The following is an 18,479-nucleotide window of genomic DNA, read 5'->3' on the forward strand; positions in this document are numbered from 1 at the left end:
CCGGCTCTAGTTAGGTAACCCTAAGTGATGCAGCACACCGCGCCCGCGACCTGAGCGGCTTGCCTGCCCCTGAGGAATTACGCAACAATGGTGTTGTGGAATACGGGACCAGTGCTGCCCGGAGGGCGGCGGAGGAGCAGACGACCGGGGAGCGGCGCACCCGCAACCGGGTCGCCCGGTCCATCCTGGACCACGGACCCTCCACCGCGGCCGACCTGGCGGAACGGCTCGGTCTCACGCAGGCCGCCGTCCGCCGCCACCTGGACGCACTGCACGCGGACAACGTCGTGGAGCCGCGTGACCAGCGGGTCTACGGCCACCGTGGCCGCGGCAGGCCCGCCAAGGTCTTCGCGCTCACCGACTGTGGTCGCGACGCGTTCGACCAGGCGTACGACCAGCTCGCCGCCGACGCCCTGCACTGGATCGCCAGGTCCGCGGGCGGCGGCGAGAGCGGCGAGGCCGCGGTGTCGGCCTTCGCCCGCGCCCGGGTGGCCGACCAGGCCGAGCGGTACCGCCCCATCGTGGAGGCGGCGGCACCCGAGGACCGCGCCCGCGCGCTGGCCCAGGCGCTGTCCGCGGACGGGTACGCTGCTACGGCTCGAAGCGCCCCCGGCCCCGCCGGGGAGCAGCTTTGCCAGCACCACTGCCCGGTGGCCCACACCGCCGAGCAGTTCCCGCAGCTCTGCGAGGCGGAGGCCGAGGTCTTCTCCCGCCTGCTCGGGACACATGTCCAGCGGCTGGCCACCATCGCCCACGGCGATGGGGTGTGCACCACGTTCATCCCGCAGGTCGGCCACCCGAGCGCGAGCCCGCGCGAAACAGCACCACCCCAGAACTCATCCGAAGATCCCACAGCATCTGCCAGCACGTCCGGGAGGAACCCCGCATGACTGCTCCCACGGAGACCACTCACCCGGAGCTCGAGGGCATCGGCACGTACGAGTACGGCTGGGCCGACTCGGACGTGGCCGGCGCCGCGGCCAAGCGCGGCCTGTCCGAGGCCGTCGTCCGTGACATCTCGCAGAAGAAGTCCGAGCCCGAGTGGATGCTGAAGATGCGGCTGAAGGGCCTCAAGCTCTTCGGCAAGAAGCCCATGCCGACCTGGGGCTCGGATCTGTCGGGCATCGACTTCGACAACATCAAGTACTTCGTGCGGTCCACGGAGAAGCAGGCGGAGTCCTGGGAGGACCTGCCCGAGGACATCAAGAACACCTACGACAAGCTCGGCATCCCCGAGGCCGAGAAGCAGCGGCTGGTCGCCGGTGTCGCCGCGCAGTACGAGTCCGAGGTCGTCTACCACCAGATCCGTGAGGACCTGGAGGAGCAGGGCGTCATCTTCCTCGACACCGACACCGCGCTCAAGCAGCACCCGGAGCTGTTCCAGGAGTACTACGGCACGGTCATCCCGGCGGGCGACAACAAGTTCGCCTCGCTGAACACCGCGGTGTGGTCCGGCGGCTCCTTCATCTACGTGCCGAAGGGCGTGCACGTCGACATCCCGCTCCAGGCGTACTTCCGGATCAACACCGAGAACATGGGCCAGTTCGAGCGGACGCTGATCATCGTCGACGAGGACGCGTACGTCCACTACGTCGAGGGCTGCACCGCGCCGATCTACAAGTCGGACTCGCTGCACTCCGCGGTCGTCGAGATCATCGTGAAGAAGGGTGGCCGCTGCCGTTACACGACCATCCAGAACTGGTCGAACAACGTCTACAACCTGGTCACCAAGCGCGCGGTCGCCTACGAGGGCGCCACGATGGAGTGGGTCGACGGCAACATCGGCTCCAAGGTGACCATGAAGTACCCGGCCGTCTACCTGATGGGCGAGCACGCCAAGGGCGAGACGCTGTCGATCGCCTTCGCGGGCGAGGGCCAGCACCAGGACGCGGGCGCGAAGATGGTGCACATGGCGCCGAACACGTCGTCCAACATCGTCTCCAAGTCGGTGGCCCGCGGCGGCGGCCGTACGTCCTACCGCGGTCTGATCGAGATCGGCGAGGGCTCGTCGGGCGCCAAGTCCAACGTGCTGTGCGACGCGCTGCTGATCGACACCGTCTCGCGGTCCGACACGTACCCGTACGTCGACGTCCGCGAGGACGACGTGTCCATGGGTCACGAGGCGACCGTCTCCAAGGTCTCCGACGACCAGCTCTTCTACCTGATGAGCCGCGGCATGACCGAGTTCGAGGCCATGGCGATGATCGTGCGCGGCTTCGTCGAGCCGATCGCCAAGGAACTCCCCATGGAGTACGCCCTGGAGCTGAACCGGCTGATCGAGCTCCAGATGGAAGGCTCGGTCGGCTGACCGCCCGGCTTCCCGTCCACCATCCCCCGGCCGAACACAATAAGGCAGAAAGCGAGCACCAGCACAGCCATGGCTGACAACACCCCTGCGGGCAGCACCACGGACGGTGCCATCACGGTGGGCCATCCCGCCGACGCCCGGGTCAGCGCGGCCCCGTCGTACGACGTGGCCGACTTCCCGGTGCCGCACGGCCGCGAGGAGGAGTGGCGCTTCACTCCGCTGGAGCGGCTGCGCGGCCTGCACGACGGCACGGCCGAGGCCACCGGCGCCCTCCGGGTCGAGGTGACCGCGCCCGAGGGCGTCACCGTGGAGACCGTGGACCGCACCGACGCCCGCGTCGGCAAGGCGGGCAAGCCCGCCGACCGCGTCACCGCGCAGGCGTTCAGCGCCTTCGAGAAGGCATCGGTCGTCTCGATCCCCAAGGACACCGTCCTCACCGAGCCGGTCCGGATCGCCGTCCACGGCGAGGGCGGCACGGTCTACGGCCACCAGGTGATCGAGGTCGGCGCCTTCGCCGAAGCCGTGGTCGTCATCGACCACACCGGTGACGGCACCTTCGCGGCCAACGTCGAGGTCCTGGTCGGCGACGGCGCCAAGGTCACCGTCGTCTCGGTCCAGGACTGGGACGACACCGCCGTGCACGTCGCCCAGCACACCGCGCTGGTCGGCCGCGACGCCACCTACAAGTCGGTCGTGGTCACCTTCGGCGGCGACCTGGTCCGGCTGCACCCGCGGGTGATCTACGGCGCCCCCGGCGGCGAGGCCGAGCTGTTCGGCCTGTACTTCACCGACGAGGGCCAGCACCAGGAGCACCGGCTCTTCATCGACCACGACACGCCGCACTGCCGCAGCAACGTGACGTACAAGGGCGCGCTCCAGGGGCAGGACGCGCACGCGGTGTGGATCGGCGACGTGCTCATCAGGGCGGAGGCCGAGGGCACCGACACCTACGAGCTCAACCGCAACCTGGTGCTCACCGACGGCGCGCGGGTCGACTCGGTCCCCAACCTGGAGATCGAGACCGGCGAGATCGTCGGCGCCGGCCACGCCTCGGCGACCGGCCGCTTCGACGACGAGCAGCTCTTCTACCTCCAGTCCCGCGGCATCCGCTCCGACGAGGCCCGCCGCCTGGTCGTCCGCGGCTTCTTCGGCGAACTGGTCCAGCAGATCGGACTCGCCGACCTCGAAGAGCGGCTGATGACGAAGATCGACGCCGAGCTGGAGGCGTCCGTCTGATGAGCGTCGAGAACGGCACGGTCGGATTCGTCCGCGCCTGCGCCGCCAGCGAGCTGGAGGAGGACACCCCGCGCCGGGTCGAGCTGGACGGCGTCCCGGTGTCCGTGGTCCGCACCGCGGGCGAGGTGTTCGCCATCAACGACATCTGCTCGCACGCGAACGTCTCGCTCTCCGAGGGCGAGGTCGAGGACTGCCAGATCGAATGCTGGCTGCACGGTTCCAGTTTCGACCTGCGCACCGGCAAGCCGTCCGGGCTGCCCGCCACGCGGCCGGTCCCCGTATACCCCGTAAAGATCGTTGGGGACGACGTGCTCGTCTCCGTCACCCAGGAGTCCTGAGGCACCCATGGCAACGCTTGAAATCACCGACCTGCACGTCACCGTCGATGCTGAGAACGGCCCCCGCGAGATCCTGCGCGGCGTCGACCTGACCGTGAAGCAGGGTGAGACCCACGCCATCATGGGCCCCAACGGCTCCGGCAAGTCCACCCTGGCGTACTCGCTCGCGGGCCACCCCAAGTACACGATCACCGGCGGCACCGTCACCCTCGACGGTGAGGACGTGCTGGCGATGACCGTGGACGAGCGGGCCCGCGCCGGTCTCTTCCTCGCCATGCAGTACCCGGTCGAGGTCCCCGGCGTCTCCGTCTCCAACTTCCTGCGCACCTCGGCCACCGCGATCCGCGGCGAGGCGCCCAAGCTGCGTACCTGGGTGAAGGAGGTCCGCGAGACGATGGAACGCCTCTCGATGGACCCCGCCTTCGCCGAGCGCAATGTCAACGAGGGCTTCTCCGGCGGCGAGAAGAAGCGCCACGAGATCCTTCAGCTCGAACTGCTCAAGCCGAAGATCGCGATCCTCGACGAGACCGACTCCGGCCTCGACGTCGACGCGCTGCGGGTCGTCTCCGAGGGCGTCAACCGGGTCCGCGAGGGCGGCGAGGTCGGCACCCTGCTGATCACCCACTACACGCGCATCCTGCGCTACATCAAGCCCGACTTCGTGCATGTCTTCGCGCAGGGCCGGATCGCCGAGTCCGGCGGCGCCGAGCTGGCGGACAAGCTGGAGGAAGAGGGCTACGAGTCCTACGTGAAGGGCGGCCCCGTGAGCAGCGGAGCGAACTCCGAGGGGGACGCCGCGTGACAGTCCCCTCGTCCGTCGGCCGGGTGCTGCCGGGCCTCCTGGACACCGAAGCGATCCGCAAGGACTTCCCCGTCCTGGACCGTCTGGTCCACGACGGCAAGAAACTCGTGTACCTGGACAACGCGGCGACCTCGCAGAAGCCGCGCCAGGTGCTCGACGCGCTGAACGAGTACTACGAGCGGCACAACGCCAATGTGCACCGCGGCGTCCACGTGCTCGCCGAGGAGGCCACCGCGCTGTACGAGGGCGCGCGCGACAAGATCGCCGCCTTCATCAACGCGCCCAGCCGCGACGAGGTGATCTTCACCAAGAACGCCTCCGAGTCGCTGAACCTCGTGGCCAACATGCTCGGCTGGGCCGACGAGCCGTACCGCGTCGACAGCGACACCGAGATCGTCATCACCGAGATGGAGCACCACTCCAACATCGTGCCGTGGCAGCTGCTCTCGCAGCGCACCGGCGCGAAGCTGAAGTGGTTCGGGCTGACCGACGACGGCAGGCTCGACCTGTCGGACATCGAGCAGGTCATCACCGAGAAGACGAAGATCGTCTCCTTCGTGCTGGTCTCCAACATCCTGGGCACCGTCAACCCGGTCGAGGCCATCGTGCGCCGCGCCCAGGACGTCGGCGCCCTGGTGCTGATCGACGCCTCGCAGGCCGCGCCGCACATGGTGCTCGACGTGCAGGCGCTCGGCGCGGACTTCGTGGCCTTCACCGGCCACAAGATGCTCGGCCCGACCGGCATCGGCGTCCTGTGGGGCCGCCAGGAGCTGCTTGAGGACCTGCCGCCCTTCCTCGGCGGCGGCGAGATGATCGAGACCGTCTCGATGCACTCCTCGACGTACGCCCCCGCGCCGCACAAATTCGAGGCCGGTACGCCCCCGATCGCCCAGGCCGTCGGCCTCGGCGCGGCCGTGGACTACCTGACCGCGATCGGCATGGACAAGATCGCCGCGCATGAGCACGCGCTGACCGACTACGCGGTGGGCCGCCTGCTGGAGGTTCCCGACCTGCGGATCATCGGCCCCACCACGGCCGAGGACCGCGGCGCCGCGATCTCCTTCACGCTCGGCGACATCCATCCGCACGACGTCGGCCAGGTGCTCGACGAACAGGGCATCGCCGTACGCGTCGGCCACCACTGCGCGCGGCCGGTCTGTCTGCGGTACGGAATTCCCGCGACCACGCGGGCGTCGTTCTATCTGTACTCCACCCCGGCCGAGGTCGACACCCTGGTCGAGGGTCTTGAGCAGGTACGGAACTTCTTCGGGTGATGGTGGTGTTGTGAAGCTCGACTCGATGTACCAGGAAGTGATCCTGGACCACTACAAGCACCCCCACGGGCGCGGCCTGCGGGACGGCCAGGCGGAGGTGCACCACGTCAATCCCACCTGCGGGGACGAGATCACCCTGCGGGTGCGGATGGACGGCGCCGTCATCGGCGACATCTCGTACGAGGGCCAGGGCTGCTCGATCAGCCAGGCCAGCGCGTCGGTGCTGAACGAGTTGCTGGTCGGCAAGGACGTGGCCCAGGCGCGGAAGATCCAGGAGACCTTCCTGGAGCTGATGCAGTCCAAGGGTCAGGTCGAGCCGGACGACGCGATGGAGGAAGTGCTGGAGGACGCGGTCGCGTTCGCCGGTGTCTCGAAGTACCCGGCGCGTGTGAAGTGCGCGCTGCTGAGCTGGATGGCGTGGAAGGACGCGACGGCGCAAGCGCTGGCCGACGGTCCCGAAGCCTCGGAAGCTTCCGAAGGGAAGACCTCATGAGCCCCGTACCGAACGGCCTGAGCACCACTCCGGCCTCAGAAGAAGAGATCCGCGAGGCCCTCTACGACGTCGTCGACCCCGAACTCGGCATCGACGTCGTCAACCTCGGCCTCATCTACGGCATCCACGTCGACGACTCCAACGTCGCCACCCTCGACATGACCCTCACCTCCGCGGCCTGCCCCCTCACCGACGTCATCGAGGAACAGGCCGTCTCCGCCACCGAGGGCATCGTCAACGACCTCAAGATCAACTGGGTCTGGATGCCCCCGTGGGGCCCTGACAAGATCACCGACGACGGCCGCGACCAGCTCCGCGCCCTGGGCTTCAACGTCTGACATCGTCAGCCCCCCTCCGCCACGGCATCGGGCGGCCACCGCGTCTCACGCGGTGGCCGCCCGATGCCGCGTCCGGGGCGTTGACGGTCTCTTGAGGGTGTTGCGAAAATTATCGCAACTTCGTGAGGGAGGCGGTCGGGATGGCGAGCGGCAGCGGTGCGCGTGGGGAAATGCAGGCGTATGTGCGGGAGTTGGTCGATCCGGTGGTGCGGTACGCGAGTGCGGGGGGCGCTCGGATACGGCTGGGGGTGAACGCGGCGCACCATGACGACACCGCGGCCGACCTGGAGGGGTACGCGCGGCCGTTGTGGGGGCTGGCGCCGTTGGCGGCGGGGGGCGGGGAGTTCGGGCACTGGGAGCTGTGGGCGCGGGGGCTGGCGGCGGGGACGGACCCGGGGCATCCCGAGTACTGGGGGACGGCCACCGGCATCGACCAGCGGACCGTCGAGACGGCGGCCATCGGATTCGCGCTGGCGCTGGCGCCGGAGAAGCTGTGGGACCCGCTCAGCGGCAAGGAACGGGACCAGGCGGGGGCCTGGCTGGCGAGCTTCCTGGGGGCCGACACGCCCGAGAACAACTGGAACTTCTTCCCGGTGCTGGTCAGTCTCGGTCTGGACCGGGTGGGGTACGCGCACGACCGGGACGCGCGGCACGCGCGGCTGGACCGGCTGGAGACGTACGCGCGCGAGGACGGCTGGTACGCGGACGGGAACACCGCGCAGCGCGACTACTACATCCCGTGGGCCATGCACTTCTACGGTCTGATCTACGCGGCGCTCGCGGGCGACGGCGACCCGGCGCGGGCGGCGCGCTTCCGGCAGCGGGCGGCCGACTTCGCACCGGGGTTCCGGCACTGGTTCGCGGCGGACGGGGCCGCCGTGCCGTTCGGCCGCAGTCTCACGTACCGGTTCGCGCAGGGCTCGTTCTGGGGAGCGCTGCCGTACGCGGGGGTGGACGCCGTGCCGCCGGGGGAGGCCAAGGGGCTGCTGTCGCGCCATCTGCGGTGGTGGCGGGAGCGGTCGGCGCTGACGTCGCCGGACGGGGTGCTGACCATCGGGTACGGCTATCCGCAGCCGGCGGTCGCGGAACAGTACAACGGGCCGGGCTCGCCGTACTGGGCGATGAAGGCGTTCCTGCCGCTGGCGCTGCCCGCGGACCACGCCTTCTGGACGGCGGACGAGGAGCCCGCCGCCGAGCTGCCGGAGACCCTGGCGCAGCCGGACGCCGGTGCGGTGCTGATGCGTTCGGGCGGGGACGCGACGCTGCTCAGCGGGTCGCAGCACAATCTCTGGGCGCGGGGCGGCGCCGCGAAGTACGCCAAATTCGCGTACTCCTCCCGCTTCGGCTTCAGCGCGCCGGTCGACGGTCTCGGCCCGGAGCCGGGGGCGTACGACTCGGTGCTCGCGGTCAGCGACGAGACTCATGGCGAGGGCGAGGAAGGGGCGGTGCCGCGGCACTTCCGGGTGCGCGAGGAGCAGCACGACCCGGCGGTCGAGGACGGCGACACCGTACGCAGCACCTGGCGGCCGTGGCCCGACGTGGAGATCACCACCTGGCTCACCGCCGCCGCGCCCTGGCACCTGCGCACCCACCGCATCCGTACGGGCCGCGCGCTGTACACGGCGGAGGGCGGCTTCGCGGTCGACCGGGACGCGGGGCTCACCCGGCGCGAGGAGAACGAGGGCGGCGCGGTGACGGTCACCGGGGCCGGGGACCTCAGCGGGCTGCGCGATCTGGACGGCGGCCGCAGCGGCCGGGTCCTCGACCCGCTGCCCGGCACCAACGTGCTGGCGCGGCGTACGTCACTGCCCGTGCTGGTGGGGCAACTCCCGCCCGGCGAGCACTGGTTGCGCTGCGCGGTGCTCGGCGCCGGGGCCGCGGGGGCGGCGGCGTGGGAGCGGGACGCGCCGGAGGCACGGCACTGAGGCCCACAGGGGGAGCCGCCCCGGAACCCGCCGGGGCGGCCACCGGGGGCGGGGCGGTTGGGAATGTGGGGGGACGACGGGTTAGCGTCTGGGTATGAATGAGTCTCGTGCCTCCGGCGCCCTCGGCGTCGGCCTCGCCACCGTCGCCGACGACGGCACCGTCCTGGACACCTGGTACCCCGCACCGGAACTCGCCGCGGAGGCGGGCCCCGCGGGCACCGAGCGGCTGAGCGCCGAGCGCGCGGCGGAACTGCTGGGGGCGGCGGCGCCCAAGGCGCTGGGCAAGGACCCGAGGCGCGGGGTCGAGATCGTGGCGGTAAGGACCGTCATCGCCTCGACGGACGACAAGCCGCTGGACGCGCACGACGCGTACCTGCGGCTGCACCTGCTGAGCCACCGCCTGGTCCGCCCCAACGAGCCCAATCTGGAAGGGCTGTTCGGCCTGCTGGCGAACGTCGCGTGGACGTCGATCGGCCCGGTGCCGGTGACGGCGGTCGAAGGGGCGCGGCTGGCGGCCCGCGCGGAGGGCCTGCACCTGGCGGTGTACGGCGTGGACAAATTCCCGCGGATGACGGACTACGTCGCCCCGTCCGGCGTGCGGATCGCCGACGCCGACCGGGTACGCCTCGGCGCGCACCTGGCGTCCGGCACGACCGTCATGCACGAGGGCTTCTGCAACTTCAACGCGGGCACGCTGGGCACCTCCATGGTCGAGGGCCGCATCTCGCAGGGCGTCGTCATCGGCGACGGCTCGGACATCGGCGGCGGCGCGTCCATCATGGGCACCCTGTCCGGCGGCGGCACCCAGGTCGTCTCGGTCGGTGAACGCTGCCTGCTCGGCGCCGAGTCGGGCCTGGGCATCGCCCTCGGTGACGACTGCGTCGTGGAGGCGGGCCTGTACGTCACCGCGGGCACCCGCGTCACGCTCCCGGACGGCGAGATCGTCAAGGCGCTGGAGCTCTCCGGCGCCGACAACATCCTCTTCCGCCGCAACTCGACCACCGGCAAGGTCGAGGTCCTTCAGCGCACGGGTTCGTGGGGCGGCCTCAACGACGTTCTGCACAGCCACAACTGACGACGCGTCACGCGTGACCGGATCACGCCGTACGAGCCGCCGCCGCGAGCACCGCCCGCTCCTCCTCGGGGGACCAGCCGGCCTCCAGCGGCGGCTCGCCGCGTTCCCGGTCCCAGGCCAGGACGTCGGCGGCGGTGACCGCCAGCGCGGTGCCGGGCAGCCCGGCGGCCCTGGCACGCGCGGCGCTGCGCTGCTGCGAGGCGGTGTCCTCGCGGACCAGCGGGAACATCGGCGGTACGACGTCCGGCGTGACCCGTACGATCTCCACCTCGGCGCCCGCGGCCCGCGCGCACGTCTCGATCAACTCGCCGAGGGTGACGGGCTGTTCGGGGCCCACGGCGTGGAAGGCGCCGGGCCGGTCGTCCTCCAGCAGCCGGATCACCAGCCGGGCCAGGTCGCGGGAGTCGACGATCTGCACCGGCTGGGCGGGGTCGGCGGGCAGGGCGACCCGGCCGCCGCGCGCGGCGGCGCGCACCCAGTAGGTGAACATGTCGGAGGGGTCGTGGGGACCGGCGACCTTCCCCGCCCGCACGATCGTGGCGCGCTGCCCGTGGCGCGCGGTCACGTCGTCCTCGCAGGCGACCTTGCACGGCCCGTACGTGGCCTCGCTCAGCACCTCGGTGTCGCGGACCGGCGGGCGGCGCGGGGTGTCCTCGTCGGAGCCGGGCGCCACCCCCTCGCGCTGGTACACCGCGTGGCTGGAGATGAACAGATACCGGCCGATCCGGTCGCCCAGCGCGTCCATGGCCTGTGCGACGTGCCGCGGGACGTAGCCGCTGACGTCCACGACGGCGTCCCACCGGGTGTCGCCCGCGAGCGCCGCGTAGTCGCCGGTGTCACGGTCGCCGGTCAGCCGGGGGAGGCCGGGGAAGAGGCCGGCGCCGGTCCTGCCGCGGCCGAAGAGGGTGACGTCGTGCCCGCGGTGGAGGGCGTCCTCCACGATGGCGCGGCCGACGAAGGCGGTACCGCCCAGAACGAGAATGCGCATAAGGGGCGACCCTACTGTCGCCACCGGCGGCCGTCACCCGGATATTCCGGCCATGAGGCAGGCTAGGGCCTGTCCGGCGGACACGCCCTAGCGGTAGATCTTCTCCGCGTACGCGGGCCCGTAGTACGTCTCCAGCTCCGCCAGTGAGTCCTCGGTCCGCTCCAGCGTCTTGGAGATCCGCGCCCGCGAGGCCATCGCGTCGGGCTGCCACGTCTCCGGCTTCCACAGGGCGCTGCGCAGGAACGCCTTGGAGCAGTGGAAGTAGACCTCCTCGATGTCGACCAGGACCGCGGCCTGCGGGCGGTGGCCCTTGACGACCATGCGGTCGAAGAAGTCGGCGTCGCGCAGCAGCCGCGCCCGGCCGTTGATCCTGAGGGTGTCGCCGCGGCCGGGGATGAAGTAGAGCAGGCCGATGTGCGGGTTGGACAGGATGTTGCGGAAGCCGTCCGCGCGGCGGTTGCCCGGCCGTTCGGGGACCGCGATGGTTTGGTCGTCCAGGACGACGGTGAATCCGGCGGGGTCGCCCTTGGGCGACACGTCGCAGGTGCCGTCGGCGGCCGAGGTGGCCATCAGGCAGAAGGGCGCCGCCTTCAGCCAGGCCACGTCCAGTTCGTGCAGCCGGTCGCGCGCCTTGTCGCGGACGGTCGGGGTGGGCTCGCCGAGCAGTTCCCGCAGTTCGGCCTCGTCGGTGATCTCCTGCATCTGCCGTACACCCCCGGTGAGTGAGTACCTTCTGGGAACTCACACGGTACAGGACGGCTTTTCCGGGCTTTCGCCGCGCCTTGCCCGCACCTCGCCCGCGGCTTGCCCGCGCCTGCGATGAGTTCCGCGGCGCTCCCCGGTCTACCTCTTCGACAGCGCCACGGCGCATACGACAGCACCGAATCGACCCGACCAGAGGAGCCCACCGTGTCCGTCGCCTCCACTCCCACCGGCACCACCCCGACCGGTACCGCGGCAGCCGTCACCGCCCGCCCCGCCCGCGGCCGGGCGCGCACCGCGCTGCTCGCCCTCCAGATCCTGCTGGCCCTCTTCTACGGCGTCGCCAGCGCCGCCCCCAAGCTCCTCGGCATCGACGCCGCGGCCGACTCCTTCGACCGCATCGGCTTCGGCGACTGGTTCATGTACCTCACCGGCGCGCTCGAACTCGCGGGCGCCGTCGCCCTGTTGATCCCAGTGCTCTACCAGGTCGCCGCGGTCGCGATGATCGGCCTGATGATCGGCGCCACCATCACCCAGATCACCGTCTTCGGCGGCGACAACGCGGCGACGCCGATCATCCTCATACTGCCGCTGGCCCTGATCGCCTGGGCCCGCAGGGACAGTACGAAGGCGCTGCTGGCCCTGGTCCGCGGCGCGGTCGCCCGGACCTGAGCGCGCTCGCGTCGGCCGCGGCCGACGACCGTCGGCAACGGCGCACGCCGACCGGATCGCGGCGGGCCGCTACGGCGATCCGCGCTCGGTCGGCCCGCGAAGCCTCCCCGTTCGGGCCGGGCAACCGGCTGGTGCTCACCCTCGACAACCACGACTCCGTCACTCGACCCGGAGACCGCCGCCGCTCATCGTGCCCCCTGACCGACCGCTTGGTACGTTGAAGGTGTCGCGGCCCCTCCCGCGGCGCGCGGGCCGCCGGTAGCGTACGCGAGCCCCGGGAGCGGGCACAGGACGAAGGAGTCTGACGCATGGACGAACCGGTGTGCACCACCCGGCAGGGCGACGTCCGCGGACTGACCGGCCGGGACGGCGTCGCCGTCTTCCGCGGAATCCCTTACGCCGCACCGCCGTTCGGACCGCACCGGTTCATGGCGCCGCAGCCGCCCGCCGCCTGGGGGGGCATACGTGACGCGACCGCGTTCGGCCCGACCGTGCCCAAGGGCCCTTACGTCAAGCCGTTCGACGTGCTGCTGCCCGACCCGGACATCGCGGGCGAGGACTGCCTCAACCTCAACGTGTGGACACCCGGCACCGCGGGCGACGCGCCGGTCATGGTGTGGCTGCACGGCGGCGCCTTCATGAACGGCTCGGGCTCGCTGCCGATCTACGACGGCGCCGCGTTCGCCCGCGACGGTGTCGTCTGCGTGACCGTCAACTACCGTATGGGGACGGACGGTTACCTCTCCCTCGACGGCGCCCCCGACAACCGCGGAGTGCTCGACCAGATCGCCGCCCTCGCATGGGTCCGCGACAACATCGCCGCGTTCGGCGGCGACCCCGGCCGCGTCACCGTCTTCGGCGAATCGGCCGGCGCGATGAGCATCGGGGTGCTGCTCACCGCCCCCGGCGCCCAAGGACTCTTCCACCGGGCGATCCTTCAGAGCGGCGCCGCGCACCACACGATCGGCCGGGACACCGCCCGCAAGGTCGCCGCGCACTTCGCCGCGAGACTCGGCGTCGAACCCACCGCCGCGGCCTTCGCCGCACTCCCGCCGGACGTCCTGCTGCCCGCGCAGACCGCCCTGCGCAACGAGGTCACCGCCAACCCCGACCCGGCGCTGTGGGGCGAGGTCGCGCTGAACGCGATGCCCTTCGAGCCGGTCGCGGACACCGCGAGCACCGCCGCCCGCGCCGACCCGGTGCCGGGACCCGGCGCGGACTGCGCCGTCGACCTGCTGATCGGCACCACCACCGAGGAGTACCGGCTCTTCACCGTCCCCAGCGGCGTCATCGACCACATCGGCGACACGCACCTGCGGGCCGCGGTCGCCCGGCACGGCCTCGACCCCGACACCGCGCTGCCGCTCTACGCCGCCAACCGCCCCGGCGCCACCTCCGGCGACCTGTTCTCCGCCGTCCTCACCGACTGGTTCTTCCGGATACCCGCGGTCCGCCTCGCCGAGTCCGTCCCGCGCGCCCACGTCTACGAATTCGGCCGCCGCTCCACCGCCTTCGACGGCCGCCTCGGCGCCTGCCACGCCTCCGAGATCGCCTTCGCCTTCGACAACCTGGACGCACCCGGCGAGACCATGCTGCTCGGCGAGGCCCCGCCGCAGTCGCTCGCCGACACCATGCACGCCGCCTGGGTCTCCTTCGCCGCGACCGGCGATCCCGGCTGGTCCGCGTACGACACCCGTGACCGTACGACGATGGTCTTCGGCACGGCGGACGAACCCGCGCACTGCGGTCCCATACGCGACCCGCGCCCGGACGAGCGCGCCCTGTGGGACGGCGTGCGCTGAACCCCTCGCGCTGAACTCCTCGCGCTGACACCTCCCGTGCGCCTCAGCGACCCTTGCGCCTCGGCGACCCGTGGCCGGTACACACCGGGCGGCGGGCGGCGGTGGCCGGAACGTATCGCTACGGGCGGGTGAACCGGTGGGGTGACGGGTGCGACGGGGCCGGGAGGCCGACGGACGGGGGTCCGCAGGGCCTACGCTGAGTGCGCGCGTCCGGCGCGCGTACCGGTTCGCGTGTGCCGGTCCGATCCCCCCCAGGGGTGCGCCGGACCAGCACACCCCTCACGCCGTACAGCCGTAGAGCCCTCTAGGAGTCACCCCATGTCCGAAGGTCCCCTCGTCCTGCCGCCCGTACGGCTGCTCCCCGCGGACGACCTCGCGCGGCTGGCACTGGCCGTGCCGCTGCTGGACCGAGCGCTGCGGCTGACCCGGTGGGCGACGCCGGAACGGCCGGTCGACGCGATGGGCGAGCTGCTGGACGACGACCTGGTGGCCGCCGCCGCGGAACTCGGCCTCCCGGTGGACGAGGACGAGGAAGGGCTCGCCGAGACCGCCCAGGCATGGGGCGTCGCCGTCGACACCGGCCTGCTGGTCCTGGAGATCGACGAGGAGGCCGAGGAGTCCACGCCGGTCGGCGAGGTCGCCGGTCGCGCGCTGCCCGGCGAGGCGTACGAGCGGATCACCGCGGGCCTGCCGCGGGACGTGCTCGACATCTGGCTGGCCGCCGCCGAGTCGGCCCTCGCCGACGCCGCCGCACCGGACTTCGAGAGCCTGCGCGAGGTGATGGACGACGGCGACCAGGTGCTCCTGGACGAGCTGGACTGGGACCCGGAGAAGGAGGCCGAATTCCTCGACAGCGCGCTGGTCAACCTCTACGCGCTGATGGCCGTGGAGGACTCGGCGGTCGCCGAGGACGGTCCCGACGCCGTACCGCTGCCGGTGCTCGCCGCGTCCCTCGTCGTACCCGACGAGATGGAGCAGCCAAGCGACGCCGTCCTCGAAGAGGTCACCGAGGTGATGATGCGTCTCGACGATCACTTCCGGCTGCTCGCCACCACCGGACTGCTGGACTACCAGCCCGTCGACGAGGCGCTGATCGAGGAGGCGGAGGGCGACGCGGAGACCGGCTCCTTCCCCGAGTTCCCTGAGGGTGCTGTCGGGGACGACCTCGACCCCGAGGAGGTCTCCCGCTACGGCATGGTCCTGCTCACCCCGCTCGGCGTGCACGGCATGCGCGAACGGCTCGTGGACGCGGGCGCGCAGGCCCCCGCCATCGGCGACCTCGCGGGCGGGTCGGGCGTCGACCTCCTCGAAGCGCTGACCGGCTACCCCGACCAGGCGGCGCGCGTCGAGGCCGAGTTGTGGCTGGAGGACCGCAAGCCGGCCGACGCCGCCCGCGAACTACTCGCCGCCGCGCGCGGCGACGACGCCGGGGCGCCGGGCCGTCGTCTCATCTGCCAGCAGACGCTCACCCTGCTCGGCGCCGAGGCCGAGCCCGCGCTGCGCGAAGTCCTCGAAGACCGCGCGCTCGGCGGCCTCGCCCGCGTCTGGCTCACCGAGAGCGGCGCCGCCGACATCCCCGCGCCCGACGCCGACATGGTCTTCTGGCTCACCATCGACACCCTCGCCGCGCAGCTCGCCGCCGACGACGCCCCCGAGATCCTGGCCGACCTCGTCCGTGACCTCGTCGCCCGGCACGACGGCTTCTTCGACGCCGCCTGGCGCGTCGACCACCCCGCCACCGCCGACGTCCTCGAAGCCATGGGGCGTCTGCACCCGGACCGCAAAGCCGCCAAGGACGCCCGTAAGGCGGCCTTCAAGGCCCGCTCCCGCCAGGGCCTCCCGGGCTGACGCCCAGCGGGCCACTGCTCGGAGCGCACCCCTGTGCCGGGGGCAACCGGGTGGCCGCCTCGCGGAAGGACGCCGTTCATCCGGGGTTGGCCGGGGGGCGGCACCGTGGGTGGTCAGCGCGACGTGAGGAGCCCCGGTGCCGCTCAGCCGTACGCGGGAGCCCGTGGTGGTCGACCCGAAGCGCGGTCACGCGTATCTGACCGCCGGAACGTCGTTGTGCCGGCGGACGCCGCCGTCGGCGGAGAACGGCGGTGCGCTCCAGGCGCTCCGGTGCATCGACTCCGGGGGCCGCTACGTGGACGACCTGTCACGGGCGATCAGGCCCGGCACCGTATACGGCGTGGACTGGGTGGAAAGGCCGTTCGCGGCGGGCGAGGTCACGCGGGCGTACGGGCTGACGGGCCTGGGGTGGGCGGACGACGGGGTGTACGTCGTACGCGAAGGGGCGGTCTGGTTCTACGCGCCCGGCCGCCGCACGCTGACGCTGAAGACGCTGGGCGAGGACTGAGGGGCTGAGGGGCTGAGGGCCTGAGGGCTGAGGGGCTGAGGGGCAAGTGGGCCTGACGGGCAAGTGGGGCCGACCGCCGCCCGGCCGCGCGGGTCACCGCCGTGACGCGCGAGGCCGGGTGCGGCCGGGTGCGGCCGGAACGTTTCAGCAGCCGCTGAGGACCGACGTGAGCTTCGACTTCTCCGCACTGTCCACGGTCAGACCGTAGTAGTGCTTCACCTGCACCCACGCGCGGGCGTACGTGCACTGGTACGACGCCTGCGGCAGCCACTCGGCCGGGTCGCGGTCGCCCTTGGAGCGGTTGGAGTGCGCGGAGACGGCCACGAGCTGCGGGCGGGTCACGTCGTTGGCCAGTGCCTGGCGCTGCGCGGTGGTCCAGGCCCAGGCGCCCGAGGCCCACGCCTCGGAGAGCGGCACCAGGTGGTCGATGTCGAAGGTGGAGGGGTCGGTGGTGGTCACACCGTCGTACGGGCTGGTCCAGTTCCCCGAGGTCGCCTTGCACGAGCTGTCGGTCACCACGCTCGTGCCGTCGCGCTTGATCACGTACTCGCGGGTGTCGCAGGTGCCCGAGATGGTGATCCAGGTCGGGAACAGATTCCGGTCGTACGTCGAGGCGTGCGTCTCCGCGGTGGCCGTCATCCCGGAGAGGTAACTGCGGGCGGTGGACGCGGCGATGGGGGTCGGCAGGGCGGCCTGTGCGGGGCCGCCGCTGACGAACAGGACGGTCAGCGCGAGCAGTGCTGCGCTGACGGCGGCACAGATTCCGTGCACGAGACGGTTTTTGGGCATGGCGGAGCGCTCCCGTGGCTAGGGGGTCGAGCGGTACGGGTGGTGCCCGACCAGGGTCCCGGCCACGGGTCTATGCGGGTAGACCGTCAGCGGTAAATTTTATGTGACCATGACATGTTGATGTGCGAACGTCCGGTGGCGGTCCCGGCCCCGGCTCCCGCCGCCGTGCGGGGCGGCGCGCGGGACTCTATGGTCGGCGCGGGGGCCCGGGACGAATGGAGCTGCTGTGACCACTGCGCGCGACATCATGCATCAGGGCGTCGAGACGATCTCCGCCCACGAGACGCTGGACGTGGCCGCCAAGCGAATGCGTGACGCGGACATCGGGGCCCTGGCGGTCACCGGTGACGACGGCGGGCTCCAAGGGGTGCTCACCGACCGGGACATCGTGCTGCGCTGTGTGGCGACCGGCCACGACCCGGGCGCGGTCCGGGCCGCCGAGCTGATGGACGGCAGCCCGGTGACGGCCGCGGCCGACGACGACGCGGGCAGCGTCGTCGCGACCATGTCCTCCCGGCGGATCCGCCGGGTGCCGGTGGTCGAGGGCAGCCGGCTGGTCGGCATCATCAGCGAGGCCGACATCGCCCGGCACCTCGGCCCGGCCGAGGCGGGCGCCCTGGCGACGGCGATCCGCGCGGTCTGAGACCGATCCGCGCGGACTCATCCCGGTCCGCGCGGTCCGGCGGCCGACCGGCATCGGACCAGCGGCAGCCCGCGGGGCACACGTCCGGTCGGGCGGTGCCTCAGAGCGCCGCGGAGGCGGGCCGCACCATCCCCTTGGCGGTACGGGAGTCGATGAAGTCGCCCATGGCGGTCATCTCCCACTCGCCGGAGAACTGCTTGATCAGCTTCGCCATCAGCACACCCGTGCGGGCCTCGCTGCCGGTCAGGTCGAAGCGGACCAACTCCTCGCCGGTGCCCGCGTCGAGCAGCCGGCAGTACGCCTTGGCGACCTTGTTGAACTTCTGCCCCGAGTACGAGTTCACCGTGAAGACCAGACCGGTGACCTCCGGCGGCAGCCCGCCCAGGTGCACGGTGATCGTCTCGTCGTCGCCCGAGCCCGCGCCGGTCAGATTGTCACCGGAGTGCTGGACCGCGCCGTCGAGGATGGACAGCTTGCCGAAGTAGCAGGTCGCGATGTGGTTGCGCTGCGGACCGTAGGCGATCACCGACGCGTCCAGGTCGATGTCCCGGCCGCCGAAGGCGGGCTCCCAGCCCAGGCCCATCCGCACCGAGGACAGGAACGGCTTGCCCGCCTTGACCAGGGACACCGTCTCGTTCTTGCGGAGGTTGACCCGGCCCTTGTCCAGGTTGACCTTGCCCGCGCCCGGCGCGGGAGCGGGCGGCGCGGCCGGCGGAGCGGAGGGCGGCGGCGGCAGAT

At 71.6% G+C, this 18,479-nt stretch carries 18 protein-coding genes and 1 pseudogene; 15 read left to right on the forward strand and 4 right to left on the reverse strand.

What is annotated here, in order from left to right; translation table 11 throughout:
- Positions 1-95 precede the first annotated feature (95 nt).
- From BGM09_RS27635 to dapD, 10 genes are all read left to right on the forward strand, one after another.
- Positions 96-890 carry a metalloregulator ArsR/SmtB family transcription factor gene (locus BGM09_RS27635; RefSeq protein WP_317452918.1) on the forward strand — a complete coding sequence of 265 codons (795 nt, stop codon included), beginning with the start codon at positions 96-98 and terminating at the stop codon, positions 888-890.
- Positions 887-2,308: a Fe-S cluster assembly protein SufB gene (gene sufB, locus BGM09_RS27640; RefSeq protein WP_188284427.1), complete on the forward strand. Its 1,422-nt coding sequence runs from the start codon at positions 887-889 to the stop codon at positions 2,306-2,308. Before BGM09_RS27635 ends, sufB begins: the two co-directional genes overlap by 4 nt.
- Positions 2,309-2,377: 69 nt before the next feature.
- Positions 2,378-3,544: a Fe-S cluster assembly protein SufD gene (gene sufD / locus BGM09_RS27645; RefSeq protein ID WP_188284428.1), complete on the forward strand. Its 1,167-nt coding sequence runs from the start codon at positions 2,378-2,380 to the stop codon at positions 3,542-3,544.
- On the forward strand, positions 3,544-3,882 hold the full coding sequence (locus BGM09_RS27650; RefSeq protein ID WP_188284429.1) for a non-heme iron oxygenase ferredoxin subunit: 339 nt from the start codon (positions 3,544-3,546) through the stop codon (positions 3,880-3,882). The genes sufD and BGM09_RS27650 overlap by 1 nt, the downstream gene beginning before the upstream one ends.
- A gap of 7 nt (positions 3,883-3,889) precedes the next feature.
- Complete coding sequence (gene sufC / locus BGM09_RS27655) at positions 3,890-4,684, forward strand: Fe-S cluster assembly ATPase SufC (protein WP_188284430.1); 795 nt, start codon at positions 3,890-3,892, stop codon at positions 4,682-4,684.
- Positions 4,685-4,710: 26 nt separating this feature from the next.
- A complete protein-coding gene (locus BGM09_RS27660; protein WP_317452920.1) occupies positions 4,711-5,958 on the forward strand; it encodes a cysteine desulfurase in 1,248 nt (415 codons plus the stop codon).
- A 10-nt stretch (positions 5,959-5,968) separates the two neighbouring features.
- Complete coding sequence (gene sufU, locus BGM09_RS27665) at positions 5,969-6,451, forward strand: Fe-S cluster assembly sulfur transfer protein SufU (RefSeq protein ID WP_188284431.1); 483 nt, start codon at positions 5,969-5,971, stop codon at positions 6,449-6,451.
- A complete protein-coding gene (locus BGM09_RS27670) occupies positions 6,448-6,789 on the forward strand; it encodes a metal-sulfur cluster assembly factor (RefSeq protein ID WP_188284432.1) in 342 nt (113 codons plus the stop codon). The genes sufU and BGM09_RS27670 overlap by 4 nt, the downstream gene beginning before the upstream one ends.
- 140 nt (positions 6,790-6,929) lie before the next feature.
- Positions 6,930-8,714, forward strand: a complete 1,785-nt coding sequence (locus BGM09_RS27675; RefSeq protein WP_223187697.1) for a DUF2264 domain-containing protein — start codon at positions 6,930-6,932, stop codon at positions 8,712-8,714.
- Between the two features lie 94 nt (positions 8,715-8,808).
- The gene (gene dapD, locus BGM09_RS27680) at positions 8,809-9,789 is read left to right on the forward strand and encodes a 2,3,4,5-tetrahydropyridine-2,6-dicarboxylate N-succinyltransferase (protein ID WP_188284433.1); all 981 of its coding nucleotides are present in this window, start codon (positions 8,809-8,811) and stop codon (positions 9,787-9,789) included.
- 22 nt (positions 9,790-9,811) lie between these two features.
- On the opposite strand, the gene BGM09_RS27685 is transcribed toward dapD, so the two are convergent.
- Both BGM09_RS27685 and BGM09_RS27690 read right to left on the reverse strand, forming a co-directional pair.
- Positions 9,812-10,777, reverse strand: a complete 966-nt coding sequence (locus BGM09_RS27685; protein WP_188284434.1) for an NAD-dependent epimerase/dehydratase family protein — start codon at positions 10,775-10,777, stop codon at positions 9,812-9,814.
- 87 nt (positions 10,778-10,864) lie between these two features.
- Positions 10,865-11,479: a pyridoxamine 5'-phosphate oxidase family protein gene (locus BGM09_RS27690; protein WP_188284435.1), complete on the reverse strand. Its 615-nt coding sequence runs from the start codon at positions 11,477-11,479 to the stop codon at positions 10,865-10,867.
- Positions 11,480-11,686: 207 nt separating this feature from the next.
- Here BGM09_RS27690 and BGM09_RS27695 point away from each other — a divergent pair, with 207 nt between their 5' ends.
- The 4 genes and pseudogenes from BGM09_RS27695 to BGM09_RS27710 form a co-directional block, all read left to right on the forward strand.
- On the forward strand, positions 11,687-12,151 hold the full coding sequence (locus tag BGM09_RS27695) for a DoxX family protein (RefSeq protein WP_317452919.1): 465 nt from the start codon (positions 11,687-11,689) through the stop codon (positions 12,149-12,151).
- Positions 12,152-12,459: 308 nt separating this feature from the next.
- Positions 12,460-13,953 carry a carboxylesterase/lipase family protein gene (locus BGM09_RS27700; RefSeq protein WP_188284437.1) on the forward strand — a complete coding sequence of 498 codons (1,494 nt, stop codon included), beginning with the start codon at positions 12,460-12,462 and terminating at the stop codon, positions 13,951-13,953.
- A gap of 318 nt (positions 13,954-14,271) precedes the next feature.
- Positions 14,272-15,801 (forward strand): hypothetical protein, encoded by a 1,530-nt coding sequence (locus tag BGM09_RS27705; RefSeq protein WP_188284438.1) that lies wholly within the window; start codon positions 14,272-14,274, stop codon positions 15,799-15,801.
- Between the two features lie 157 nt (positions 15,802-15,958).
- A pseudogene (locus BGM09_RS27710) lies at positions 15,959-16,297 on the forward strand (Tat pathway signal sequence domain protein); the annotation flags it as partial.
- A 156-nt stretch (positions 16,298-16,453) separates the two neighbouring features.
- Here the strand turns inward: BGM09_RS27710 and BGM09_RS27715 are convergent.
- Entirely contained in the window at positions 16,454-17,098 is a 645-nt protein-coding gene (locus tag BGM09_RS27715) for an HNH endonuclease family protein (protein ID WP_188284440.1), read from the reverse strand.
- Between the two features lie 226 nt (positions 17,099-17,324).
- Here BGM09_RS27715 and BGM09_RS27720 point away from each other — a divergent pair, with 226 nt between their 5' ends.
- Positions 17,325-17,741, forward strand: coding sequence for a CBS domain-containing protein (locus BGM09_RS27720; protein WP_188284441.1), 417 nt, complete (start codon positions 17,325-17,327; stop codon positions 17,739-17,741).
- A gap of 100 nt (positions 17,742-17,841) precedes the next feature.
- Here BGM09_RS27720 and BGM09_RS27725 read toward each other — a convergent pair.
- Positions 17,842-18,479: TerD family protein (locus BGM09_RS27725; RefSeq protein WP_188284442.1), on the reverse strand; the 638-nt coding region annotated here is incomplete at its 5' end.

Source organism: Streptomyces sp. CBMA29, assembly GCF_014596445.1.
GTDB lineage: Bacteria > Actinomycetota > Actinomycetes > Streptomycetales > Streptomycetaceae > Actinacidiphila.